Source organism: Methylobacterium sp. Leaf361 (genome assembly GCF_001424445.1).
Lineage (GTDB): Bacteria > Pseudomonadota > Alphaproteobacteria > Rhizobiales > Beijerinckiaceae > Methylobacterium.
The window spans coordinates 75,416-97,408 of the sequence record NZ_LMPY01000012.1 but is presented as its reverse complement, the minus strand read 5'-3'; the positions used below and the strand labels follow the sequence as shown (position 1 = coordinate 97,408).

Genomic DNA, 21,993 nt, shown 5'->3' with positions numbered 1-21,993 from the left:
CGATGCGCCTGATCCGCCTCGCCCTGGAGCGCTACGGCGCCTTCACGGACCGCACCGTCGCGTTCCGGCCAGACGCGCGCCTGCACGTCGTGCTGGGCGCCAACGAGGCCGGCAAGAGCACCGCGCTGGCGGCGGTCACCGACCTGCTGTTCGGCTTCGGGAAGACGACGCCCTACGCCTTCCTGCACGACATGCCGCAGCTGCGCCTCGGCGCGGAGATCGCCGCCGCCGACGGCCGCCGGCTGTCCTTCCGCCGCCGGAAGGGCAACAGCCGTACCCTCATCGACGCCGACGACGCGCCGCTCGCCGACGACGCGCTGGCGCCGTTCCTCGGCGGCCTGTCCCGGACGGTGTTCTGCCGGGCCTTCGGACTCGACGCGGCGAGCCTCCGGGCCGGGGGCCGCGAGATGGTCGACGTGGAGGGCGAGGTCGGCGCGAGCCTGTTCGCGGCGGGCTCGGGCCTGCGCGGCCTCACGGAGCTGCAGACGACGCTCGACGCGGAGGCCGACGCCATCTTCGCCCCGCGCCAGGCCAAGCACCGGACCTTCTACCAGGCGCTGGAGCGCCACGAGACGGCCCGGCGGGCGATCCGCGAGCGGGGCCTGCGCGCCGGCGACTGGCGCGCCCTGAACGACGAGATCGCCGCGGCGGCCGCGCAGCTCGAGGCGCTCCGGTCCGAGCAGAAGGCCGGCGCGGTCGCGCGCGCGCGGCTTGAACGGTTCAAGCGCGTCCGCCCGATCATCGCCGAGATCGACGCGCTCGAGCGGCGCATCGCCGCCGAGACCGACCTCGTCGACGCGGATCCCGCCTGGATCGCCCGCCTGGGGGCGGCCCTGGACGCGTGCCGCGCCGCGGACGCCGAGGCGGAGCGGGCCGAGACCGCGCGCGACCGGGCCCGCGGCGAGGCCGAATCGGTGCCGGTCGAGCCGGGGCTGACCCATCGGGCGGACGAGATCCTGGCGGCGTTCAGCGGCACCCGGGAGTTCGAGAAGGGCGGCACCGACCTGCCCCGCATCGAGGGCGACGCCCACAAGGTCGGGCTGGATCTGGAGCGGCTGCGCGCCCGGATCGGCGTGCCCGACCTCGCCGCGCTCGAGGCCCGCCAGCCCCCGGACGCCGCGCGGGCGCGGACCGAGCGGCTGATCCGCGACGGCCGGACCCTGGCGGCCGCCGAGGAGCAGATCGCCCGCGATCTCGCCGCCGCCCGCGCCGAGCAGGAACGCCTCGCCCGCGAGGTGGAGGCGGCCGACGCGGCCCGGGATCCGACCCCGCTCCGGGAGGCGCTGAAGCCCCTCGCCCGACTGCACGAGTGGATCGCCGCCCGCGACACCCTCGACGGCGCGATCCGCCGGGAGGCGGCGCTGCTGCGCAACCAGGCCGAGCGGCTGTCGCCGCCGGTGCCCGACCTCGCCGCCCTCGTGCGGACGCCCCTGCCCGCCCCCGACACGGTCGCGCGCTACCGTCAGGGCCTCGAGGCGAAGACCCGCGAGCACGAACGGGCCGCCGACCGGTGCGACGCGGCCCGCCGGCAGGTCGCGGTCACCCGGGCACGGCTGCGCGAGCGCGAGGCCGGCCGGCCCGTCGCCACCCGGGAGCGGCTCGACGCCCTGCGGTCAACCCGCGACGCGGCGTTCGCGCCGCTGCGCGACGCCCTCGCGGCCGGCCGGGCGGCCGCCGTCGCCGAGGTCGCGGCCTTCGAGCGCGCGCTCCTCGAGGCCGACCGCGTCGCGGACGAGCGCGCCTCCGACGCCGCCCGGGTCGCCGCCCACGCGGCCGACCTGGAACGGCTCGCCGCCGAGGAGGCGGAGGCCGCGCGAGCCGACGACGTCCTCGCCGGTCTCGCCGCGGAGATCGCGGCGGGCGAGGCGGCGTGGCGCGAGGCGTGGCGGCCCGCCGGGCTCGTGCCCGGTCCCCCGGCCGAGATGGCGGCCTGGCTCGCCGAGGTGGAGAGCCTGATCGAGGCCGAGCAGCGCCTCGCCGCGCAGCGGATCGAGGCGGACCGCCTCCTGGCGCGGATCGAGGCCGCGCGGGCGCCGTTGTCCGACCTGCGCAGCCGCGCCGGCCTCGACGCCGCGCCGGACCTCGAGATCGCCGCCGCGCTGGACGGTCTCGAAGCGCGGATCGCCGCCCTGGCGAGCCGCTGGGAGGCCAACCTGCAGACCGCCGGCCTGCTGCGCGCGGCCGGACTGTCCGTCGCGCGGCTGGAGGCGAGCCTCGCGGAGACCGCCGCCCGCCGCGCCGCCTGGCGGGCCGACTGGGAGGCGGCGCTGCTGCCCCTCGGCCTCGACGGCACGGCCGGTCCGGAGGAGGCCGAGGGCGCGCTGGAGGCGTGGCGCAGCGTGCCCGACCGGCTGGCGGAGCGGGCCGCCCTGCAGCGCCGCTCGGCGGGGATCCGCCGGGACATGGAGGCGTTCCGAGCCAACGCCGCCGCCCTGGTCGAGGCCCTGGCGCCCGACCTCGCGGAGGTGTCGCCCGCCGGCGCGGTCCGATCGCTCCACGGCCGCCTCGTCGCCGCGCAGGCCCGCGAGGCGCGCCGCGCCGAGCTCGACCGCCGCCGCGACGAGGCCGAGGCCGCCCATCGCGGCGCCTGCGACTCGCGCGACGCGGCGCGGGCGACGCTCGCCCGGCAGGTGGCCGAGGTGATGCCGGACCTCGCTGCGGCACCGACGCCGGAGATCGACCGGCTGTTCGGCCGCCTCAGCGCGCGGGAAGCGCTGCGCGCCGAGCGCCTGCGGCTCCGCGGCACGCTCGCGGGCGCGGCGGACGGGCTTCCGGAGGCCGAGTTGCGCGCCGGCCTGGAGACCGTGTCGCCGGAGGCGATCGAGGCGGAGCTGGCGCGGCTGTCGCTCGAGGCCGACGAGCAGGCCGAGCGCGGGCAGGTCATCTTCGCGGACCGCGACCGGGCGGAGCGGCGGCGGGCGGAGCTCGAGGGCGGCACCGGCGCCGAGCTGGCCCTCGCGGAGCGCAAGGCCGCGGAGGCGGATCTCCAGGCGGCTTCCCGCTCCTGGGCCGTCTTGCGGCTCGCCGGGCTGATGCTCGGGCAGGCGGTCGCCCGCCACCGCGCGGGACAGCAGGACCCGCTCGTCACCCGGGCGGGCGCGCTGTTCCAGGCTCTCACCGGCGGCGCGTTCTCCGGTCTGGCGCAGATCTACGACGAGGCCGACACGCCGAAGCTCGCCGGGCAGCGCGCCGGCGGCGGCACGGTCGGGATCGAGGGCATGAGCGAGGGCACCCGCGACCAGCTCTACCTCGCCCTGCGGCTGGCCTATCTGGAGGATTACGCCGGCCGCGCCGAGCCGGCCCCCTTCATCGGCGACGACCTGTTCTCGACCTTCGACGAGACCCGGACCGGCTACGGCCTCGATGCGCTCGCGGCGATCGGCGCCCGGGTCCAGCCGATCCTGTTCACGCACCACCGCCACGTCGCGGACATCGCTCGCGACCGGCTCGGCGACGCCGTCGACGTGGTGACGCTCTAGGCGTCGCCGGCGGAGGGGTCGTTCGTCCCCTCCCCGGCCACCGCGTCTCAGGCGCCCGCACCCCCGAGGTAGCGCGCCTCCAGATGGGCCCGGAACGCCGCCGTGCCGAGCCTCGTCCCGGTGGCGCGGGTGAGGAGGTCGTCGGTGTCGAGCAGGCTCCCCACCGCGTGGACATGCGTGCGGAGCCAGTCCCGCAGGGGGCCGAAATCGCCCTGCGCGAGGCAGCCCGGCAGCGCCGGCTCGGCCGCGCGGGCCGCCCGGAACAGCTGCGCGGCCGCCAGGGCGCCGAGGGTGTAGGTCGGGAAATAGCCGAACGCCCCGCTCGGCCAGTGGATGTCTTGGAGGCAGCCGACCCGGTCGTCGGGCACCGTGAGCCCGAGGAGGTCGCGCAGGCCGTCGTTGAACGCCCCCGGCAGGTCGCGCACCGCGAGGTCGCCCGCGATCATCGCGGTCTCCAGCCGGTAGCGCAGCAGGATATGGGCCGGGTAGGTCGCCTCGTCGGCATCCACCCGGATGAAGCCGGGCGCGACCCGGGTGTTGAGCGCGTGCAGGTTCTCCGGCGACCATTCGGGCTCGGACCGCCCGAACGCCGCCTGCAGGAGCGGCGCCAGGAAGGTGAAGAACTCCCGGCTCCGGCAGGCCTGCATCTCCACGATGAGCGACTGGCTCTCGTGCAGGCTCATCCCCCGCGCCGCGCCGACCGGCTGGTTGCGCCACGCCGCCGGCCGGCCCTGCTCGTAGAGGGCGTGCCCGGTCTCGTGGAGAACGCCCATCAGCGCCCGGCCGAAATCGGCCGCGTCGTAGCGCGTCGTGATCCGCACGTCGTCGGTGGCGCCGCCGCAGAACGGGTGCAGGCTGATGTCGAGCCGGCCGCGGGTGAAGTCGAAGCCGACCGCCTCCATCAGCTTCAGGCCGAGGTCGCGCTGCACCGCCACGTCGAACGGCCCGGCGAGCGGGAGCGGCGCCGGCCGGGACGCCTGGATCTCCCGGGCGCGGGCGATCAGGGCCGGCAGCCAGTCGGTCAGGTCCGCGAAGAGCGGGTCGATCGTCGCCCGGCGCATGCCGGGATCGTAGCTGTCGAGCAGCGCGTCGTAGGGGGCGAGGCCGAGGGCCGCGCCCTTCGCCTCGCCGATCTCGCGCTGGAGCCGCAGCACCTCGGCGAGGTGGGGTTCGAGCTTGGCAAAGTCGGCGTCGCGCCGCGCCTCGCGCCAGACCATCTCCGAGCGGGACACGGCGCGGGAGCTGGCCTCGACGAGGTCGCGGGGGACCGCTGTGGCGTGGGCCTGGGCGCGGCGCATCTCCCGCAGGTTGGCGGCGGGCCAGGGCTCGAGGCCCCCGCCCTGCTCGGCCGCCGCCAGCTCCTCGGCGGCCTCGGGGGCCGTGAGCATCCCGTGGGCGAGCCCGCGCAGGATCGCGAGCTGGTCCCCGCGGGCCTCGGCGGCGCCGTCCGGCATCAGCGTCTGCGCGTCCCATCCGAGGATCCCGGCCGCGCCCTCCAGGGCGGCGAGCCGGGCGAAGCGCTGTTCGAGGGTCTGATAGGCGGTCATGCGATCTCCGGTCGGGTACGTCTCGCGGCGCGATGCGGCGGGTCTCATCCCGCCTGAAGCATCTCCAGTTCCAGCCAGCGGTCCTCCGCCTGCGACAGCTCGGTCTCGGCCTGGGCCAGCATGGTCGAGGCCTTGTCGAACCGGGCCGGGTCGCGGGCGTAGAGCTCGGGGTCGGCGAGGATCGTGCGGAGCTGGGCGATCGCCGCCTCCAGCTTCTCGATGCGGGCCGGCAGGGTCTTCAATTCGTGCTGGTCCTTGAAGCCGAGCTTGGGCTTGCCCGACGGCTGGGCGGCCGGCGCGGCGGCGCGCTCGCGCGACTCCTTCGCCTTCGGCGCGACGGTCCGCGCCTCGACGCCCTGGCCGCGCTGGACCAGCATGTCGCTGTAGCCGCCGGCATACTCGACCCAGCGACCGGCGCCCTCCGAGACCAGCACGCTGCCGGCCACGCGGTCCAGGAAGTCGCGGTCGTGGCTCACCAGGATCAGCGTGCCCTGGTAGTCGCCCAGCATCTCCTGGAGCAGGTCGAGGGTCTCGAGGTCGAGGTCGTTGGTGGGCTCGTCGAGGACGAGGAGGTTGGCCGGCTGGGCCAGGGCGCGGGCGATCAGCAGCCGGTTGCGCTCGCCGCCGGACAGAACCGAGACCGGCGTGCGCGCCTGCTCGGGCGTGAACAGGAAGTCCTTGAGGTAGCCGATCACGTGGCGGCTCTGGCCGTTCACCGTGACGCTGTCGCCGCGGCCGCCGGTCAGCACGTCGGTGACGGTCATCCCGGGCTCCAGCACGGCGCGGGCCTGATCGAGCACCACCGGCAGCAGGTTGGTGCCGAGCACCACCTGCCCGGCATCCGGCGCGAGCCGGCCCATCAGCAGGTTGATCAGGGTACTCTTGCCCGCACCGTTCGCCCCGACGATGCCGAGCCGGTCGCCCCGCATCACCCGCAGGGACAGCCCGTCGACGATCCTGCGCTCGCCGTAGCTCTTCGCGATGTCCCGGGCCTCGACGACGAGGCTCCCGGAAGATTCGGCGTCCGAGGCCTGCATGCTGACGCTGCCCACGGGGCGGCGCACCTCGCGGCGGTTCTGCCGGAGTTCGTGCAGGTTGCCGAGGCGACGGACGTTGCGCTTGCGCCGCGCGGTGACGCCGTAGCGCAGCCAGTGCTCCTCGGCGGCGATCTTGCGGTCGAGCTTGTGCTGGTCCCGCTCCTCTTCCTCGAAGAAGGCGTCGCGCCACGCCTCGAAGCTGGAGAAGCCCTGGTCGATCCGGCGGGTCTCGCCGCGGTCGAGCCAGATCGTGGCCCGCGACAGCGCCGAGAGGAAGCGCCGGTCGTGGCTGATGAGCACGAGGGCCGCGCGGGTGCCCTTCAGCTCCGTCTCGAGCCACTCGATCGCCGGCAGGTCGAGGTGGTTGGTGGGCTCGTCGAGGAGCAGCACGTCGGGCTCGGGGGCGAGCGCCTGCGCCAGCGCGGTGCGGCGCCCCTCGCCGCCGGAGAGCTTGCTCGGATCCTCCGCGCCGGTCAGGCCGAGGCTCTCCAGCAGGTAGCGGGCGCGGTGGGTCGATTCGCCCGGCGGCAGGCCGGCCTCGACGAAATCCAGGGTGGTGGCGAAGCCCGTGAAATCGGGCTCCTGCGCGAGGTAGCGGATCGTCGTGCCGGGCTGGACGAAGCGCCGGCCCCGGTCGGGCTCCGTGAGGCCCGCGGCGATCTTCATGAGCGTCGACTTCCCCGACCCGTTCCGGCCGACGAGGCAGGTGCGCTCGCCCGGCGCGATGGCGAGGCTCGCGCCCGTGATCAGCGGCGTGCCGCCGAAGGTGAGCGCGACGTCCTGGAGGGTGAGGAGCGGGGGAGCGGCCATGGGCCGGCTTATGGCAGCGCGGGGCGGCCTGTTCAAACAGAGCCGCCCCCGTCGGTCGGCGCCCGGTCAGGCGATCGGGTTGGCCGGTCCCGTCGGCGGGCTGATCTCGGGCACGCCCGGATCGTTGACGGGGATCTCGGGCGGCTGGATGCCCGGCGCCTCCGCCGGGGTGTTCCCGGGGATCTCCGGCCCGGGCGGCTGGGTCGGCGCCTGCGGCGGATCGTAGGGGCGGTCCGGCACCGGCGTCGGCTGCGGCGGCACCTCGGGGACCTGCCCCGGGTCGGCGAGCGTGAAATCGGGCACCGTCATCCTCCGCGAGACCGGTGGTGCACAGCGGCACCGGTCCCGCGGAAACAGAGTGCGGCGGATCCGGTTCCGGAGGGCTACTTCTTCGTCAGCAGGAGGTTGCCCTCCTTGCTCGCCACCTTCTGGATCTTCTCGGCGAACAGGGCGAGGAGGAACGGCAGCTTCACCTCGAGGCGCACGCTCTCCGCGCCCACGTCGATCGTGCCGGCGATCTTCTGCGCCACCGCGGACACGCCGAAATCGAGCCGGTCGCCCGTCCAGGCGAGCTGGTCCACCGTGATTCCGCTCTTGGCCAGGAGGGCCCGCGCCTGATCCGTGCCGTGCTCCAGGCGCCGCTTGGCCTCGTCGCGGCCGAGGTCGTGCGGGATGTCGACGATGAGGGGCTTGGGCATGGGCGGGTGATCCGAGCTGAACCCGGCAGCAGATGGTGCGTCCGGGTCCGGCAGACAACGCCCCGGAGGCTGCCCCGCCCGCGCGGGGCGGAGGCGCGCCGGGGCGCTCGATGCCCGTGAAGGGTCAGTGCACGACCTGCAGCGACACGTAGCTGACGCCGCCCATGCCGAGGGCGCGGGCGGAGCCGCGCGACAGGTCGATGATGCGGCCGCGCACGAACGGACCGCGATCGTTGATGCGCACGACGATCGAGCGGCCGGTCCGCTTGTTCTCGACGCGGACCCGGGTGCCGAACGGCAGGCTGCGATGGGCGGCGGTTAGTCCGTTGGGGTTGAAACGCTCGCCGTTGGCGGTGCGATGGCCGCTCCCGTACCAGGAGGCCGCTCCGCTCTGGGCGGCGGCCGGGAGGCTTGTTCCGACGACGGTGGACAGCATTCCAAGCGAGACAACGAGCTTACCGAAACCGAAAGACATTCTCGACGCATTCCCATTGTTTTTGTCGGGGCGGCGCCAGTCGTGCCCGAAACGGGCCGGAATATGGCAGGCTTTTTCTGGCTGTCGGGGTCACATTTTGGCCGATTTCGCGCTGGTCATCCCCATTACATGGCGGCTTATTTCAGTTTATTTCCGCTCTTGTTGCGGGTGATGCATTGGCGTGTGGTTCTGCGTATTCAGCAAGAACTGCTCGCCTCCGTCGGGGAGGATGCAAAATAGGATATCATTCTTAAGTCTTGCGCGGAGCGTGACCCTGCGTCCCGCTGAGGTGGAAGCGCGACCCGCCCGGCGCCCGTGGCACGACGATGATTGTCGTGCGCGGCTGTTTCCCAAGCACAGGCTGCCGCGGCCGCGCGCGACCCGCAGGGATAGAGTGTTGTCGCCCGATCCCGGCGGCGCGGCGCGGCCGGGTAACGGTTGCTTAATCTGTCGGAGGATTGTCCGGGCGCCCGGTCGGCAAAATCTGCAGCCCCAGAACGGGACGCGCCGGACGCGAAATCGACAACGTGACCTTTACCGTACCCGGCGCATGGTCTGCCGGTCAGTCGCGTAACCGGTGTTTGCCATGGCTTCCCCGCGTACCGTGGCTGCCGACGCCGTCGCCCGGAAACAGGTCTCGCGTGCCGGGCGGCCCGCGTCGGCGCCACGGATGGGTCTCGTACCCGCCCAGCGTTCTCTGCCCCTCGACCAGGTACTCGTCGGGGACTGCATCGCGGCCATGAACGCCTTGCCGGCGTCGAGCGTCGACTGCGTGTTCGCCGACCCGCCCTACAACCTTCAGCTCGGCGACGCCGGCCTCCTGCGCCCGGACCAGAGCCGCGTCGACGCGGTCGACGACGACTGGGACAAGTTCGCGACCTTCGAGGCCTACGACACCTTCACCCGGGACTGGCTCGCCGCCTGCCGCCGCGTGATGAAGCCGAACGCGACCCTCTGGGTGATCGGGTCGTACCACAACATCTTCCGGGTCGGGAGCGCGTTGCAGGATCTCGGTTACTGGATCCTCAACGACATCGTCTGGCGCAAGGCCAACCCGATGCCGAACTTCCGCGGCAAGCGCTTCACCAACGCCCACGAGACCCTGATCTGGGCCTCGCGCTCGGCCGACTCGAAGGGCTACACCTTCCATTACGAGGCGCTGAAAGGGGGCAACGAGGACCTCCAGATGCGCTCGGACTGGTTCATCCCCCTCTGCACCGGCGAGGAGCGGCTGAAGGATGCGGAGGGCCGCAAGGTCCACCCGACCCAGAAGCCCGAGGCTCTGCTCGCCCGGACGCTGCTCGCGGCGACCAATCCCGGCGACGTGGTGCTTGACCCGTTCTTCGGCACCGGCACGACCGGCGCCGTCGCCAAGCGCCTCGGCCGCCGCTTCATCGGCATCGAGCGCGAGGCGACCTACGCCGAGGCGGCCCGGGAGCGGATCGCCGCCGTGGAGACCCTGTCGAGGGCCGCCCTCATGGTGGCGCCGACCAAGCGCGCCGAGCCGCGGGTCCCGTTCCTGTCGGTGATCGAGGCGGGCCACATCCGCCCCGGCGAGACCGTGACCGACGAGCGCCGCCGGTTCCGCGCCACGGTGCGCCCGGACGGCCAGCTCGACAACGGCCTCGTCATCGGCTCGATCCACAAGATCGGCGCGCTGGTGCAGGGCCTGCCGGCCTGCAACGGCTGGACGTTCTGGCACGTGGAGCGCGGCGGCAAGCCGGTGGTGATCGACAGCTACCGGGCCGGTCTCCGGCAGGCGATGGCCAACGGCTGAGCCAGCACACCGTCTCTGCGAGCGGAGCGAAGCAATCCAGCAGCGCCACGCAGACAGATGTCGCGCTGCCCTGGGTCGCTTCGCTTCGCTGCGCTCGCGATGACGGTCGGCTACCGCTTCCGGGCCGGCCCCGGCCGCCGCGGCGATGACCGGGCCCGCGCCGGTGCGGGCGATGGTTCGACCTCCCCGTCGAACAGTTCGTCCGTCTCCTGCGGCGGCACCGGCGCCGGCTTCGGCTGGGGCTTCGGGACGGCCCGCACGCGCGGTCGGGGCTCGGGATCCGGCATCGAGATCGGCGCCTCCATCGCCGCCAGCAGCGGCATCGGCGGCGGCTCCTTCCGCGGGCGCCCGCGCGGCTTCTTCTCGGGCTCCGGCTTCGGGTCGAAGGCGTGCGCCAGGACCTTGCGCATGAGGCCGGGCAGCGGTTCGTCCGCGAGGGCGCCGCGCGGCGTGAAGCGCATGCCGGCCGGAGCCGGCGTCGCCAGCGCGACGCGGGCCACGAACACCGTCAGCTCCAGGGGAAAATGCGTGAAGCCGTGGCGGACGAGGCCCGGGAGCCGCTTCCACCGCGCGTCGAGGGGCGCGTCCAGCAGGGCGGCGGCCACGTCGTAATCCGGCTCCCAGGCGCTCCCCGGCGGCTCGGCCATGTTGCCGAGCAGCCCCTCGGGGGCGCGGGTCCGCAGCAGCACCGCCTCGTCGCCGCTGCGGATCGCCACGAAGGCGGCGCCGCGGCGGAGCGCCCCCTTGGCGACCCTGATCTTGCGCGGGAAGGTCTCCTGCGTGCCGAGCGACCGCGCCCGGCAGGGCCGCATCCACGGGCAGAGCGCGCAGGCGGGGCGCTTGGGCGTGCAGATCGTCGCGCCGAGATCCATGAGCGCCTGGGCGAAGTCGCCCGGCCGCTCCTGCGGGACGAGCGCCTGCGTCAGGCGGCGGATCTCCGGCCGGCTGCCCGGGAGCGGCGCCTCCACCGCGTAGGCCCGGCTCAGGACCCGCTCGACATTGCCGTCGACGGCGGCCTCCGGCCGGTCGAACGCGATCGCGGCGATCGCGCCGGCCGTGTAGGCGCCGATTCCCGGGAGCTTGCGCAGGCCCTCGGCGGTGTCGGGGAAGCGCCCCCCGGCCGCCGCGACCGCCTTCGCGCAGGCATGCAGATTGCGCGCGCGGGAGTAGTAGCCGAGGCCGGCCCAGGCCGACATCACCGCCTCCTCGGGGGCCTCGGCCAGGGCGAAGATATCGGGGAAGCGCGTCAGGAAGCGCTCGAAATACGGCCGGACCGCCGCGATGGTGGTCTGCTGCAGCATCACCTCGGACAGCCAGACCCGGTAGGGATCGGCGACCGCGCCGGCGAGCGCCCGCCAGGGCAGCACCCGCCGATGCCGGTCGTACCAGGCGAGCAGGTCGTCGGCGCGCGGTCCGGGACCGGCTTCAGGATCCGTGGCTGTGCGAGGTGGCATGGGCGGGTCGACAGGGGTCGCGCTGCATAGCCGGAGCGCCGCGGCGATCATAGGGCGGCGAAAGCGCCGGCGCGTGCTCCCTTCGTCAACCATCCTGCGCTAACCTCCGCGGATCCACGGGGCCGGAACCACCATGGCGCGCGTCAAACCGCTGGCCGAACTGATCGAGAGTTGCATCGGGCCGGCCTTCGCGGCGCAGGGTTTCGCCTCGACCGACATCCTGGCCGCGTGGCCGGAGATCGTCGGCGAGCGGCTGGCCCGCTACTGCCGCCCGTCCAAGCTGGAATGGCCGAAGCGCCGCCGGAGCGAGTCCGCCGCGCCCGAATCCGGCACGCTGGTCGTGCGCGTCGAGGGCGTCTTCGCGCTCGAGTTGCAGCATCTCGCACCGGTGGTGATCCAGCGGATCAACGCCCATTACGGCTGGGCCTGCGTCTCCCGGATCGTGCTGCAGCAGGACCGGGTCGGGCGCGCCGGCCGGGCGCCCGCCCGCGCGCGGGTCGACCCGGCCGCCGCCGTCGAGGTCAAGCGCGCCGTGGCGGGAATCGCCGATGACGGCCTGCGCGCGGCCCTCGACCGCCTCGGTACCGCCGCCGTGGCGACGCGCCCGGAGCGGTGAACGGTCGATTCGGTCACCTTGCCAGGACGGTCGCGCCCGAGTACCGGCATCCGGACGCCACGACTGATCAATCCGGCGGAGCCTGCCCGATGACGACGCGACGCGACGCTCTCAAGTTCTCCGGCCTCGCCCTCGGCGCCGGCCTCGCCCTGCCGTATCTCGGGCGGCCCGCCCGGGCGCAGAATTCCGAGATGGCGGCCCTGCTGCAGCCGGGCCCGCTCGGCGATGTCTGGCTCGGCCCGGCGGACGCCAAGTGCACGATCATCGAGTACGCCTCGATGACCTGCTCGCACTGCGCGGCCTTCCACCGGACCACGTGGCCGACCCTGAAGGAGCGCTACATCGACACCGGCAAGGTGCGGTTCACGCTGCGCGAATTCCCTCTCGACCCGCTGGCCACGGCGGCCTTCATGCTGGCGCGCTGCCAGGGCGATGCCAAGTACTACCCGATCACCGACCTGCTGTTCGATCAGCAGGCGGCCTGGGCCTTCACGCCGAAGCCCGTGGACGCGCTGGAGCAGATGCTCCGGCAGGCGGGCTACAACAAGCAGACCTTCGAGGCCTGCCTGAAGGACCAGAAGATCTACAGCGCGGTCAACGCCGTGAAGCAGCGCGGCCTCGACGTCTTCAAGGTGGATTCGACCCCGACCTTCTTCATCAACGGCGAGCGCTACACCGGCGAGATGACCGTCGAGGGGATGGAGAAGGTGATCAAGCCGATCATCGGCGCCTGATCGACCCGCCGGGGCCTCGCGCGCGGCGCGGCTCCGGCGCATCGCACAAAGTTGGAATACCAAACTAAAATCAATTACTTACGGTGTATGGGGTTCGCCTTGACACTCAAGATAGGCGAAACTATGGTGCGCCCCGCTTGCTGGGGGTGTCCAGCCGGTTCCACAGCCTCCCGCCCGATGAGTTTTGAGCCGTGAACGGCGACGATCCGAGGGATGGGAGAGGGACCGAGCAGACGCCGACGGACAGCGAACTCTCCGCGAGGCTCAGACGTCTCGAGACGCAGATCGAACGGAAGCGGCCGCAGGCTGCTCCCGGTCATTCCACGCGCCCTCGGGACGGCGGGCCATCCTCGCTGGGCCAGGCCATGACGCTCTCCACGGAGTTCGTCGCGGGCGTGATCGCGGGGGGCATACTCGGCTGGATCGTCGATCATGTCTTCGGGACGAAGCCCTGGGGCCTGATCGTCCTCCTGATGCTGGGGTTCGTCGCGGGGGTCTACAACGTGATGCGGGCGTCGGGTTTCGCCGGCGCGCGTCCGGGACGGCGCGATCGGCAGGAGCCATAAGGCGCGCCGGTCAGTGGGGAATGTGGGGCGGCCGACACCCGTCGGCGCGCCGGACAAGAAGGGCGGAAGCGGGAATGGCGGTCACGATCGACCCGATCCATCAGTTCGAGCTGAAGCCGCTCGTGTCGCTGGGCCATATCGGCCACCAGCAGCTCGCGTTCACGCAGTCGGCCCTCTACATGTTCGCCGCCGTCGGCGTGATCGCGCTCATCACCATCGTGGCGACCGCGTCCCGCTCGGTCGTTCCGGGCCGCATGCAGTCGCTGGCCGAGATCTTCTACGAATTCATCGCCGACACCGTGCACCAGGCGACGGGCGACGGCGGCAAGCGGTTCATGCCGCTCGTGTTCTCGCTGTTCATGTTCGTGCTCGTCCTGAACCTGTTCGGGATGATCCCCTACGCCTTCGCGGTGACCAGCCACCTGATCATCACCTTCGGCCTCGCCGCGCTGGTGATCTCCACCGTGGTGATCTTCGGCGTGATGAAGCACGGCACCCACTTCTTCGGCCTGTTCGTGCCGTCGGGCGTGCCGAAGCCGCTCCTCGCGATCCTGGTCCCGATCGAGGTGATCTCGTTCATCTCGCGCCCGATCAGCCTGTCGGTCCGTCTGTTCGCCAACATGCTGGCCGGCCACATCGCGATGAAGATCTTCGCGTTCTTCGTGGTCCAGCTCCTTCTCGCGGGCGCCTGGAGCGTGCTATCGCCGCTCCCGCTGTTCCTGACGATCGCGCTGACCGCTCTCGAGTTCCTCGTTGCGGCGCTTCAGGCCTACGTCTTCGCGACGCTGACGGCGATCTACCTCAACGACGCCCTTCACCCCGGCCACTGATCGGCCGGCTCCACCCGCCGCAAACGTCACCGCACGTTTCGATCTGAAGAGACCTCAGGAGTTACCATGGATCCCGTCGCTGCGAAGTACATCGGCGCCGGCCTCGCCTGCCTCGGCATGGCGGGTGCGGGCATCGGCCTCGGCAACCTGTTCGGTCAGTTCCTCGCCGGCGCCCTTCGCAACCCGTCCGCGGCCGACGGCCAGCGCGCCACCCTGCTCCTGGGCTTCGCCCTCACCGAGGCGCTCGGCATCTTCTCGCTGCTGATCGCGCTGCTGCTGCTCTTCGCCGTCTGATCGGCGCCGGAGGCCGCGGTCCCCGCGGTCTCCTCCCGGGCCCCGGCCCGATGAACGGGTGGACGCTCCCGCGACGGGGCGTCCGCCTTCGTCCGTCACCGCGCCGGCGGTGGCCTCAGCGAACGGTGTCAGTGTAGCGGTCTCATGGCGCAGCCCAATCCCCTCACCACGCCGCCCCCGGGCGCCGACACGCAGGTCGTGCCGGGCCATGTCGAGCATACGGAAGCGCATTCCGGCGCCTTCCCGCCCTTCGAGACCTCGGGCTTCCTGGCGCAGCTGATCTGGCTCGCCCTGGCCTTCGGCCTCCTCTACTACCTGATGGACAAGATCGCGCTGCCGCGGATCCAGTCGATCCTGCACGCCCGCGCCGAGCGCCTGCGTGCCGACCTGGACCAGGCGCAGGCGATGAAGGCCGAGGCGGATGCCGCCGGCGTGGCCTTCGAGACCGCCCTCCGAGACGCCCAGGGCAAGGCGCGCGACATCGCGCAGACCACCCGGAACGAACTGGCCGCGGAGGCCGAGACCAAGCGCAAGGCGCTGGAGGACGAGCTGAACGCCAAGCTCTCCGCCTCCGAGGCGACGATCCGCACGCGGACCGAGGCCGCCATGGGCAACGTCCGCTCGATCGCGGGTGAGGCCGCGTCGGCCATCGTCGAGCGTCTGACCGGGCAGGCCCCGGACCGGACGAGCCTCGACCGCGCCCTCGACGCCACCGCACACTGACGGGATCCCACGATGCTGCTCGAAGCCGAATTCTGGGTCGCCGTCGCGTTCGTCATCTTCATGGGCATCGCCTGGAAGGCCGGCGCCTTCTCGACGATGCTCAAGGGCCTGGACGGGCGCGCCAACCGCGTCCGCCACGAGCTCGACGAGGCCAAGCGCCTGCGCGAGGAGGCCGCCGCCGTGCTGGCCGACTACAAGCGCCGCCGCGCCGAGGCCGAGAAGGAGGCCGAGTCGATCGTCGCCGGTGCCCGCGAGGAGGCCCAGCGCGCCGCCGAGGAAGGCCACCGCAAGCTGGACGATTTCCTGGCCCGCCGCACCAAGGCCGCCGAGACGAAGATCGCCCAAGCGGAAGCCCAGGCCGAGGCTCAGGTCCGCGCCGCCGCCGCGGAGGCCGCCGTGAAGGTCTCGGAGACGATCCTGCGCGAGCGGATGCAGGGCGACGCCGCCCAGAACCTGATCCGCGCGAGCCTCGGCGAGGTGCGGACCCGCATGCGCTCCTGATCCGGACGCAGCAAGCAGCGCGACGTTCACGAAAGCCGCCTCCGGGCGGCTTTTTTCATGGTCGACGGGCCGCGCAGGAAGCGCTTCCGACGCCGGGCGGAATCGGCGCGCGCCGAGGCGAACATCGAGGCCGTGACCGGCGTTCCCGACCCGTGAGGATGCGGAGACGTCATGGCGGAGAGACCACGGATCGTGATCGTCGGCGGCGGCGTCGCCGGGATCGAGGTGGCGACCAGCCTCGGACGCGGCGGCCGGGCCGACGTCACCCTCGCCGATCGCAGCCTCTCGCACGTCTGGAAGCCGATGCTGCACACCTTCGCGGCGGGTACGGCCCGAGCCGACCGGCAGAAGGTGGATCTCTTCGCCCAGGCGCGCCGCAACGGCTTCCGATTCCAGCCCGGCGCCCTCGTGGGCATCGACCGGGCGGCCAGGCGCGTCCGGCTCGCGGTCGAGGCCGCGGAGGGGGTTCCGGAGGTGGAGCGCGCCTACGACCTGCTGGTGCTCGCCATCGGCAGCCGCGCCAACGATTTCGGCACGCCGGGCGTGGCCGAGCATTGTCTGACCATCGACGACCTGACCGAGGCCGAGCACTTCCACGAACAGCTGCGGTGCCATCTCCTGGCCCGGCTCGACGGCGGCGGCCTGCTGGAGATCGCCATCGTGGGCGGCGGTGCGACCGGCGTCGAGCTGGCCGCCGAGCTCAAGCACGCCATCAACCTCTTCGCGGCCTACGGCTCGCCCGACCTGCCAGGGCGCCTGCGCCTGACGCTGATCGAGAGCGGGCCGCGCCTGTTGCCGGCCTTCCCCGAGAAGGTGTCGCGCGCCGCCGCCCGCACCCTGTCGGATCTCGACGTGGAGGTCCGGACCGGCGCGACGGTGACGGCCGCGGACGCGGACGGGTTCATCCTGAAGGACGGCCGCCGCATCCCGGCCGGGCTGAAGGTCTGGGCCGCCGGCGTCAAGGCGCCGGACGTGCTTGCCGGCCTCGACGGCCTGGAGCGCTCGCGGGCCGGGCAACTCGTCGTCCGCCCGGACCTGCGCACGACCCGGGATCCGGCCATCGTCGCCCTCGGCGACTGCGCCAGCCTCACCGACTCCCGGACCGGCCACCCCGTTCCGGCAACGGCGCAGGCCGCACGCCAGCAGGCGCAGCATCTCGCGCGCCATCTCGGCCGCGCGCTGGCCCGCGGGGATGCGCCCGACGCGGACCTGCCTCCGTTCCGCTATGCCGAGAAGGGCGCGATCGTCTCGCTCGCGGATTTCAACGGCTGGGGCACGCTCGGCCGCTACACGTTCGGCGGCGGGCGCCTGAACGGGCTCTCGGCGCGGCTGACGCACGACCTCCTCTACCGGCAGCACCAGATCGGGCTCTACGGCCCGCTGCGCGGGACGATGACCTGGGTCCTCGACGATCTCGACCACCTGATCAGCCCGCCGGTGCGGCTCGACTGAGGCGGCCGGCGCGGATCCGTCGTCGCGGGCGGCGGGCGGTGCCGCCCGGCTGCCCGGTCCTCGGCCCGAGTCCTCGGCCTCAGTCCGGACGCTCGCCCTCGACCGCCTTGGTCTCCTCGACCTCGGGGGCGACCTGCCCGTAGTTCAGCACCGCCACCAGCGCCACGCCGCCGAACGTGTTGCCGAGCAGCGTCGGCAGGAAGAACTTCACCGCGTAATCGTGCAGCGACGCGGCGCCCGTGACCACGAGGTAGAAGGCCTCGACGGAGCCGGCCACGATGTGGGCGAGGCTGCAGAGCGCCACCAGCCACGTCATCAGGAGGATCACGAACGGCGCCGCGCTGGCGGTGGCCGGCAGGAACCAGACCATCAGGGCGATCATCCATCCGGCGAAGACGGCCTTGACGAAGGTCGCCCAGAACCCGTGCGCGATGGCGTCGTGGCTGATCTCCGCGAAGGCCCTGAGGACCGGCGGCTCGAAGGCGCCCGAATAGGCCAGCACCGTCGCGATCGCGAGTGTGCCCAGGATGTTGCCCGACAGCACGATCATCCAGAGCCTGACGACGCGGAGCGCCGTCTTCACGGAGCGGTCGTGCAGGAGCGGCAGGATCGGCGTGATGGTGTTCTCGGTGAAGAGCTGCTGGCGCCCCAGGACGACGACCAGGAACCCGACCGCGTAACCCATCGAGCCGACGATCTTGGCCCAGTCGGTTTCCGGCAGGTGGGTCCGCAGGACGCCCGGCACGATCAGCGACAGTGCGATGCTGAGCCCGGCCGCGAAGGCCGAGAGGAACAGCGCGAGGCCGTGGCGCCGCAGCTCCTCGTCGCCCTCGAGCCGGATGACCTCGTGCAGGACGTAGGCGTCGGGCCGGCCGATCTCGGAGACTTCCTTCAGCAGCTCGTCCCGGCGCGTCTCGGGGTCGGCCCGCTTGTCCCTATCCCGCACCATCCGACAGCTCCGCTACGCAACACGATCGATCGGACGGGACGAGTCAGGCCGTGAGCCGCGCCAGCAGGGCCTCGACGGCGCCGCGCGCCTCGGCGAGGGCCTCCGGGTCCCGGCTGCGCACGACGATCCGGTTGCGGAAGCCCTCCGGCGTGATCGCCGGGTACGAGCCGATGGAGACGGCTTGCCGCGCCCTCGCGATCTCGCCGAGGCCGCCCGCGTAGCTGCCCTCCGGGAGGCCGGCCGCCTCGATCGTCTCGGACAGCATCGCGGCGCCGCCCGTCAGCGTCGGGGCGATCGAGTCCAGCATGGCCTGCATGATGCTGGGCACGCCGGCCATCACGTGGACGTTGCCGATGCGGAAGCCCGGTGCCTTCGAGACAGGATTGGCGATCAGGTCGGCCCCGAACGGGATCCGCGCCATGCGCAGGCGGGCCTCGTTGAGATCCTCGGGTTTGTGCCGCTCCAGCAGCATCGCCCGGGCGCGCTCGTCGACGTCGATGCCGACCCCGAAGGCCTCGGCCACGCAGTCGGCGGTGATGTCGTCGTGGGTCGGGCCGATCCCGCCGGTGGTGAACAGGTAGGTGTAGCGGGCGCGCAGGGCGTTGACCGCCTCGACGATCATGGCCGCCTCGTCGGGCACGATCCGCACCTCGCGCAGGTCGATCCCGGCGGCGGTGAGGAAGTCGGCGATGGTGCCGATGTTCTTGTCCTTGGTGCGACCCGAGAGGATCTCGTCGCCGATGACGAGGATCGCGGCGGTGACGGATTCGGAAGGCTGGTTCATGGAACTCTGGCGTCGGGCGGGTCCTGCAGGCAGATAGCGCGACCGCGGCCCGCGACTACGTGAACCCCGAGGATCCCATGCAGTTCGCCGCGTCGCTGGTGCCGGGACGGCTCGTGCAGCGCTACAAGCGCTTCCTCGCCGATATCGACACCGATGACGGCCGCGTCACCGTTCACTGCCCCAATCCCGGAGCCATGCTCGGGCTCAATACGCCGGGCGCGCGCGTGCTGCTGTCGCGCTCGAGCAACCCCGCGCGCAAGCTGCCGCTCACCTGGGAGCTGGTGGAGGCCGACCTCCCCGGCGGGGCGCAGTGGGTCGGCATCAACACGATGCGGCCGAACGCGCTCGTGGCCGAGGCCTTCCGGGCCGGCGCGATCGCGGCGCTCGACGGCCACGACGCGCTGAGGCCCGAGGTGCGCTACGCCGCGGCCAGCCGGGTCGACTTCCTCGCGAGCGGCGCGGCTACGGGGCCATGCCACGTCGAGGTCAAGAACTGCCACCTGATGCGGCGGGCGGGCCTGGCCGAGTTCCCGGACTGCAAGGCGGCCCGCAGCGCCCGGCACATGCGCGACCTGGCCCAGGTCGTGGCCGAGGGCGGTCGCGCGCTGGTGGTCATCGTCGTGCAGTTGCGGGCCGAGGCCTTCGACGTCGCCCGGGACATCGATCCCGCCTTCGACCGGGCGTTCCGCGAGGCGCGCGCGGCGGGCGTGGCGGTCCGTGCCTATCGCTGCGCCGTCGCGCCGGAGGGCGTCGCCATCGCCGAGGAGATCCCGGTGATCACGCCGGCCTGACGGCGCCGCGCTCGAACATCAGGTTGAGACGCGAGCGCGCGATCTCGCGGTAGCCGTAGCGCCCCAGATGCCGCAGCAGGTCGAGCTGCCACTGGCCGGTGCCGTTCTCGACCAGCAGGATCCGCGGCAGGAGCGCGTCCGGCGCCTCGCGGAGGAACGGTTCCAGGATCAGGTCCTCGGCGCCCTCGACGTCGAGCTTGATGGCGTCGACGCGGTCGAGGCCCTCGCTGCGCAGCAGGTCGAGGAGCGTCACCGCCGGCACGGTGATCCGCGCGCCCTCGTTGGTGCCGACGATGCGCAGGCTCGACTCGCCGCGGTTGCGCGGATCGATGAACAGGGTCAGCTCGCCGGCCTTGTCGGCCACCGCGCAGGCGACCGCCTTGACGGTGTGGAACGGGTTCTGGGCGATGTTGTAGGTCAGGCGGTCGAACACGTCCGGCTGCGGCTCGACCGCGACGATCCGCGCGCCCGGCCCCGAGAAGGCGGCCACGCACAGCGCGTAGGCGCCGACATTGGCGCCGATGTCGAGGAACACACAGTCCCGCGGCAGGCGCTCCTGCAGCAGCGCCCGCTCCTCCGGGTCGAAGAACTGCGGGGTGAAGAGCACCTTCTTCTCGCAGTTGTTGTTGTACGGGTGCAGCCGCATCCGCGCGCCGTAGCGGGTCACGTCGAGGGGCTTGCCCCCGAGGCGCGCGATCGCGATCCGGCGCAGGAACAGCGCGAGGCGCCGCCCGTACCAGGACTCGGCCGGGATCCGGTTCGTGCGGCGGGTGATCGCCGCCACGAGGCCGGACGGTTCGTAGGTGCCGTAGGGCTGCGTGTCCGTCATGACCGGGGCGGTTTGCCAGCCGGCGCTCCGACCCGCAAGCGGATCGATCCGCGTTGCTCCCGCGCGCCCGGGTGGTCTAAGCCGTGGCCGAGCTTGATGAACACAGGTTGCGCGGCATGGAGTCCTTCAATTCCGACGGCGTGCGGATCGCCTATATCGACGTCCCGCCGGCGGACGGTCCGGGCAAGCCGATCCTGCTGATCCACGGATTCGCGTCGAACCACGCGGTCAACTGGGTCAACACCCAGTGGGTGAAGGCCCTGACTCAGGCCGGCTACCGCGCGATCGCGCTGGACAACCGCGGCCACGGCGAGAGCGAGAAGCTCTACGATCCGGCCGCCTACAGCTCCGAGGCGATGGCCGGCGACGCGGTCCGGCTCCTCGACCATCTCGGGATCGGCCGCGCCCACGTCATGGGGTACTCGATGGGCGGGCGGATCACCGCGCATCTCGCGCTCGACCACGCGGACCGGGTGCGCTCGGCCCTGATCGGCGGCCTCGGGATGCACCTGATCGAGGGCAAGGGCCTGCCCTCCGGCATCGCCGAGGCCCTGGAGGCGCCCGCCGGGACGCCCGCGCCCAACCCCACGGCGGCGGCCTTCCGGATGTTCGCCGAGCAGACCCGGAGCGACCTGCGGGCGCTCGCCGCCTGCATGCGCGGCTCGCGCCAGACGCTCAGCCGGGGCGAGCTCGCGCAGATCGAGGTGCCGGTCCTGGTCTCGGTCGGGACCCTCGACACGGTCGCGGGCTCTGGGCCGGCCCTCGCCGCCCTGATCCCGGACGCCCGGGCCCTCGAGATCGAGGGCAAGGACCACTCCACGGCGGTCGGCGCCAAGCCGCACCGGGACGGGGTGCTGGCCTTCCTGGCCGCGCAGCCCTGAGGCCTCAGCTCTTCAGCCGGTAGCCCGTGCGGAAGATGTAGGTCACGAGGCCGAGGCAGATCACCAGGAACAGCGCGGTCATGCCGAGGCTGACCGCGATGTTCACGTCGGCCTTGCCGAAGAACGCCCAGCGGAACCCGCTGATCAGGTACACGACCGGGTTCAGCAGGCTCACCGCGTGCCAGAACGGCGGCAGCATGCTGATCGCGTAGAAGCTGCCGCCCAGGAAAGTGAGCGGGGTCACCACGAGGAGCGGGACCAGCTGCAGCTTCTCGAACCCGTCCGCCCACAGGCCGATGACGAAGCCGAACAGGCTGAACGTCACCGCGGTGAGCAGCAGGAACCCGATCATCCAGAGCGGGTGGTCGATCCGCAGCGGCACGAACAGGGCCGAGGTGGCCAGGATGATCAGCCCGATCAGGATCGACTTCGAGGCCGCGGCGCCGACGAAGCCCAGCACCACCTCCAGCGGCGAGATCGGTGCCGACAGGATCTCGTAGATCGTGCCGGCGAAGCGCGGGAAGTAGATGCCGAACGAGGCGTTGGAGATGCTCTGCGTCAGCAGCGAGAGCATGATCAGGCCGGGCACGATGAACAGCCCGTAGGGCACGTCGTCGACCGCCGAGACCCGGGAGCCGATCGCCGCGCCGAACACCACGAAGTACAGGGTCGTCGAGATGACCGGGGCCAGGATGCTCTGCCCGGCGGTGCGCCAGAAGCGGCCCATCTCGAACAGGTAGATGGCCCGGATCGCCGGCCAGTTCAT

General features: G+C 72.5%; 22 protein-coding genes. 12 read left to right on the top strand and 10 right to left on the bottom strand.

Going from position 1 to position 21,993, the window contains the following annotated elements; translation table 11 throughout:
* Window positions 1-2: 2 nt before the first annotated feature.
* Window positions 3-3,479, top strand: coding sequence for a YhaN family protein (locus ASG32_RS10015; protein WP_056525274.1), 3,477 nt, complete (start codon window positions 3-5; stop codon window positions 3,477-3,479).
* 47 nt (window positions 3,480-3,526) lie between these two features.
* On the opposite strand, the gene ASG32_RS10010 is transcribed toward ASG32_RS10015, so the two are convergent.
* The 5 genes from ASG32_RS10010 to ASG32_RS09990 all read right to left on the bottom strand — a co-directional run bounded on the left by ASG32_RS10010 (window position 3,527) and on the right by ASG32_RS09990 (window position 8,046).
* The gene (locus ASG32_RS10010) at window positions 3,527-5,026 is read right to left on the bottom strand and encodes a carboxypeptidase M32 (RefSeq protein WP_056525271.1); all 1,500 of its coding nucleotides are present in this window, start codon (window positions 5,024-5,026) and stop codon (window positions 3,527-3,529) included.
* A 44-nt stretch (window positions 5,027-5,070) separates the two neighbouring features.
* A complete protein-coding gene (locus tag ASG32_RS10005; RefSeq protein ID WP_056525268.1) occupies window positions 5,071-6,873 on the bottom strand; it encodes an ATP-binding cassette domain-containing protein in 1,803 nt (600 codons plus the stop codon).
* Between the two features lie 66 nt (window positions 6,874-6,939).
* Window positions 6,940-7,176, bottom strand: a complete 237-nt coding sequence (locus tag ASG32_RS10000; RefSeq protein WP_026604965.1) for a hypothetical protein — start codon at window positions 7,174-7,176, stop codon at window positions 6,940-6,942.
* 80 nt (window positions 7,177-7,256) lie between these two features.
* Window positions 7,257-7,571, bottom strand: a complete 315-nt coding sequence (locus ASG32_RS09995; protein WP_020093387.1) for a polyhydroxyalkanoic acid system family protein — start codon at window positions 7,569-7,571, stop codon at window positions 7,257-7,259.
* Between the two features lie 124 nt (window positions 7,572-7,695).
* Entirely contained in the window at window positions 7,696-8,046 is a 351-nt protein-coding gene (locus ASG32_RS09990) for a septal ring lytic transglycosylase RlpA family protein (RefSeq protein ID WP_020093388.1), read from the bottom strand.
* Window positions 8,047-8,632: 586 nt separating this feature from the next.
* On the opposite strand from ASG32_RS09990, the gene ASG32_RS09985 reads away from it, so the two are divergent.
* Window positions 8,633-9,823 (top strand): site-specific DNA-methyltransferase, encoded by a 1,191-nt coding sequence (locus ASG32_RS09985; RefSeq protein WP_280141568.1) that lies wholly within the window; start codon window positions 8,633-8,635, stop codon window positions 9,821-9,823.
* Window positions 9,824-9,933: 110 nt separating this feature from the next.
* Here ASG32_RS09985 and mutY read toward each other — a convergent pair whose 3' ends face one another.
* Window positions 9,934-11,277 (bottom strand): A/G-specific adenine glycosylase, encoded by a 1,344-nt coding sequence (mutY, locus tag ASG32_RS09980; RefSeq protein WP_056526112.1) that lies wholly within the window; start codon window positions 11,275-11,277, stop codon window positions 9,934-9,936.
* A 133-nt stretch (window positions 11,278-11,410) separates the two neighbouring features.
* On the opposite strand from mutY, the gene ASG32_RS09975 reads away from it, so the two are divergent.
* The 8 genes from ASG32_RS09975 (at window position 11,411) to ASG32_RS09940 (ending at window position 16,993) form a co-directional block, all read left to right on the top strand.
* The gene (locus tag ASG32_RS09975) at window positions 11,411-11,893 is read left to right on the top strand and encodes a DciA family protein (RefSeq protein ID WP_056525262.1); all 483 of its coding nucleotides are present in this window, start codon (window positions 11,411-11,413) and stop codon (window positions 11,891-11,893) included.
* Window positions 11,894-11,982: 89 nt separating this feature from the next.
* Entirely contained in the window at window positions 11,983-12,627 is a 645-nt protein-coding gene (locus ASG32_RS09970) for a DsbA family protein (protein WP_020093392.1), read from the top strand.
* Between the two features lie 191 nt (window positions 12,628-12,818).
* Window positions 12,819-13,193, top strand: a complete 375-nt coding sequence (locus ASG32_RS09965) for an AtpZ/AtpI family protein (protein WP_056525259.1) — start codon at window positions 12,819-12,821, stop codon at window positions 13,191-13,193.
* A 74-nt stretch (window positions 13,194-13,267) separates the two neighbouring features.
* The gene (locus ASG32_RS09960) at window positions 13,268-14,023 is read left to right on the top strand and encodes a F0F1 ATP synthase subunit A (protein ID WP_020093394.1); all 756 of its coding nucleotides are present in this window, start codon (window positions 13,268-13,270) and stop codon (window positions 14,021-14,023) included.
* A gap of 66 nt (window positions 14,024-14,089) precedes the next feature.
* A complete protein-coding gene (locus ASG32_RS09955) occupies window positions 14,090-14,317 on the top strand; it encodes a F0F1 ATP synthase subunit C (RefSeq protein WP_007566773.1) in 228 nt (75 codons plus the stop codon).
* A gap of 144 nt (window positions 14,318-14,461) precedes the next feature.
* The gene (locus ASG32_RS09950) at window positions 14,462-15,040 is read left to right on the top strand and encodes an ATP synthase subunit b 2 (protein WP_020093395.1); all 579 of its coding nucleotides are present in this window, start codon (window positions 14,462-14,464) and stop codon (window positions 15,038-15,040) included.
* Between the two features lie 15 nt (window positions 15,041-15,055).
* The gene (locus tag ASG32_RS09945; RefSeq protein WP_170855147.1) at window positions 15,056-15,541 is read left to right on the top strand and encodes an ATP F0F1 synthase subunit B; all 486 of its coding nucleotides are present in this window, start codon (window positions 15,056-15,058) and stop codon (window positions 15,539-15,541) included.
* A gap of 171 nt (window positions 15,542-15,712) precedes the next feature.
* The gene (locus tag ASG32_RS09940) at window positions 15,713-16,993 is read left to right on the top strand and encodes an NAD(P)/FAD-dependent oxidoreductase (RefSeq protein WP_056525256.1); all 1,281 of its coding nucleotides are present in this window, start codon (window positions 15,713-15,715) and stop codon (window positions 16,991-16,993) included.
* A gap of 79 nt (window positions 16,994-17,072) precedes the next feature.
* Here ASG32_RS09940 and ASG32_RS09935 read toward each other — a convergent pair whose 3' ends face one another.
* Together ASG32_RS09935 and ASG32_RS09930 are read right to left on the bottom strand one after the other, a co-directional pair.
* Window positions 17,073-17,942 carry a formate/nitrite transporter family protein gene (locus ASG32_RS09935; RefSeq protein WP_056525253.1) on the bottom strand — a complete coding sequence of 290 codons (870 nt, stop codon included), beginning with the start codon at window positions 17,940-17,942 and terminating at the stop codon, window positions 17,073-17,075.
* A gap of 43 nt (window positions 17,943-17,985) precedes the next feature.
* Window positions 17,986-18,726, bottom strand: coding sequence for a molybdopterin-binding protein (locus ASG32_RS09930; protein ID WP_056525250.1), 741 nt, complete (start codon window positions 18,724-18,726; stop codon window positions 17,986-17,988).
* A 77-nt stretch (window positions 18,727-18,803) separates the two neighbouring features.
* Between ASG32_RS09930 and sfsA the strand changes: the two genes are divergently transcribed.
* Window positions 18,804-19,517: a DNA/RNA nuclease SfsA gene (sfsA, locus tag ASG32_RS09925; protein WP_056525248.1), complete on the top strand. Its 714-nt coding sequence runs from the start codon at window positions 18,804-18,806 to the stop codon at window positions 19,515-19,517.
* Here sfsA and ASG32_RS09920 read toward each other — a convergent pair.
* Window positions 19,504-20,346 (bottom strand): FkbM family methyltransferase, encoded by an 843-nt coding sequence (locus ASG32_RS09920; protein ID WP_020093401.1) that lies wholly within the window; start codon window positions 20,344-20,346, stop codon window positions 19,504-19,506. The genes sfsA and ASG32_RS09920 overlap by 14 nt on opposite strands.
* A gap of 116 nt (window positions 20,347-20,462) precedes the next feature.
* On the opposite strand from ASG32_RS09920, the gene ASG32_RS09915 reads away from it, so the two are divergent.
* Window positions 20,463-21,227 carry an alpha/beta hydrolase gene (locus tag ASG32_RS09915; protein ID WP_056525246.1) on the top strand — a complete coding sequence of 255 codons (765 nt, stop codon included), beginning with the start codon at window positions 20,463-20,465 and terminating at the stop codon, window positions 21,225-21,227.
* A 4-nt stretch (window positions 21,228-21,231) separates the two neighbouring features.
* Here the strand turns inward: ASG32_RS09915 and ASG32_RS09910 are convergent, their stop codons facing one another.
* Window positions 21,232-21,993: an ABC transporter permease gene (locus ASG32_RS09910; RefSeq protein WP_042673785.1), complete on the bottom strand. Its 762-nt coding sequence runs from the start codon at window positions 21,991-21,993 to the stop codon at window positions 21,232-21,234.

Excerpts from the sequence above, each read along its gene's own strand:
- ASG32_RS10015 (WP_056525274.1), top strand. The coding sequence starts at position 3 with ATGCGCCTGATCCGCCTCGCCCTGGAGCGCTACGGCGCCTTCACGGAC.
- ASG32_RS10010 (WP_056525271.1), bottom strand. The coding sequence starts at position 5,026 with ATGACCGCCTATCAGACCCTCGAACAGCGCTTCGCCCGGCTCGCCGCC.
- ASG32_RS10005 (WP_056525268.1), bottom strand. The coding sequence starts at position 6,873 with ATGGCCGCTCCCCCGCTCCTCACCCTCCAGGACGTCGCGCTCACCTTC.
- ASG32_RS09995 (WP_020093387.1), bottom strand. The coding sequence starts at position 7,571 with ATGCCCAAGCCCCTCATCGTCGACATCCCGCACGACCTCGGCCGCGAC.
- ASG32_RS09990 (WP_020093388.1), bottom strand. The coding sequence starts at position 8,046 with ATGTCTTTCGGTTTCGGTAAGCTCGTTGTCTCGCTTGGAATGCTGTCC.
- ASG32_RS09985 (WP_280141568.1), top strand. The coding sequence starts at position 8,633 with ATGGCTTCCCCGCGTACCGTGGCTGCCGACGCCGTCGCCCGGAAACAG.
- mutY (WP_056526112.1), bottom strand. The coding sequence starts at position 11,277 with ATGCCACCTCGCACAGCCACGGATCCTGAAGCCGGTCCCGGACCGCGC.
- ASG32_RS09975 (WP_056525262.1), top strand. The coding sequence starts at position 11,411 with ATGGCGCGCGTCAAACCGCTGGCCGAACTGATCGAGAGTTGCATCGGG.
- ASG32_RS09970 (WP_020093392.1), top strand. The coding sequence starts at position 11,983 with ATGACGACGCGACGCGACGCTCTCAAGTTCTCCGGCCTCGCCCTCGGC.
- ASG32_RS09960 (WP_020093394.1), top strand. The coding sequence starts at position 13,268 with ATGGCGGTCACGATCGACCCGATCCATCAGTTCGAGCTGAAGCCGCTC.
- ASG32_RS09955 (WP_007566773.1), top strand. The coding sequence starts at position 14,090 with ATGGATCCCGTCGCTGCGAAGTACATCGGCGCCGGCCTCGCCTGCCTC.
- ASG32_RS09950 (WP_020093395.1), top strand. The coding sequence starts at position 14,462 with ATGGCGCAGCCCAATCCCCTCACCACGCCGCCCCCGGGCGCCGACACG.
- ASG32_RS09940 (WP_056525256.1), top strand. The coding sequence starts at position 15,713 with ATGGCGGAGAGACCACGGATCGTGATCGTCGGCGGCGGCGTCGCCGGG.
- ASG32_RS09935 (WP_056525253.1), bottom strand. The coding sequence starts at position 17,942 with ATGGTGCGGGATAGGGACAAGCGGGCCGACCCCGAGACGCGCCGGGAC.
- ASG32_RS09930 (WP_056525250.1), bottom strand. The coding sequence starts at position 18,726 with ATGAACCAGCCTTCCGAATCCGTCACCGCCGCGATCCTCGTCATCGGC.
- sfsA (WP_056525248.1), top strand. The coding sequence starts at position 18,804 with ATGCAGTTCGCCGCGTCGCTGGTGCCGGGACGGCTCGTGCAGCGCTAC.
- ASG32_RS09920 (WP_020093401.1), bottom strand. The coding sequence starts at position 20,346 with ATGACGGACACGCAGCCCTACGGCACCTACGAACCGTCCGGCCTCGTG.
- ASG32_RS09915 (WP_056525246.1), top strand. The coding sequence starts at position 20,463 with ATGGAGTCCTTCAATTCCGACGGCGTGCGGATCGCCTATATCGACGTC.
- ASG32_RS09910 (WP_042673785.1), bottom strand. The coding sequence starts at position 21,993 with ATGAACTGGCCGGCGATCCGGGCCATCTACCTGTTCGAGATGGGCCGC.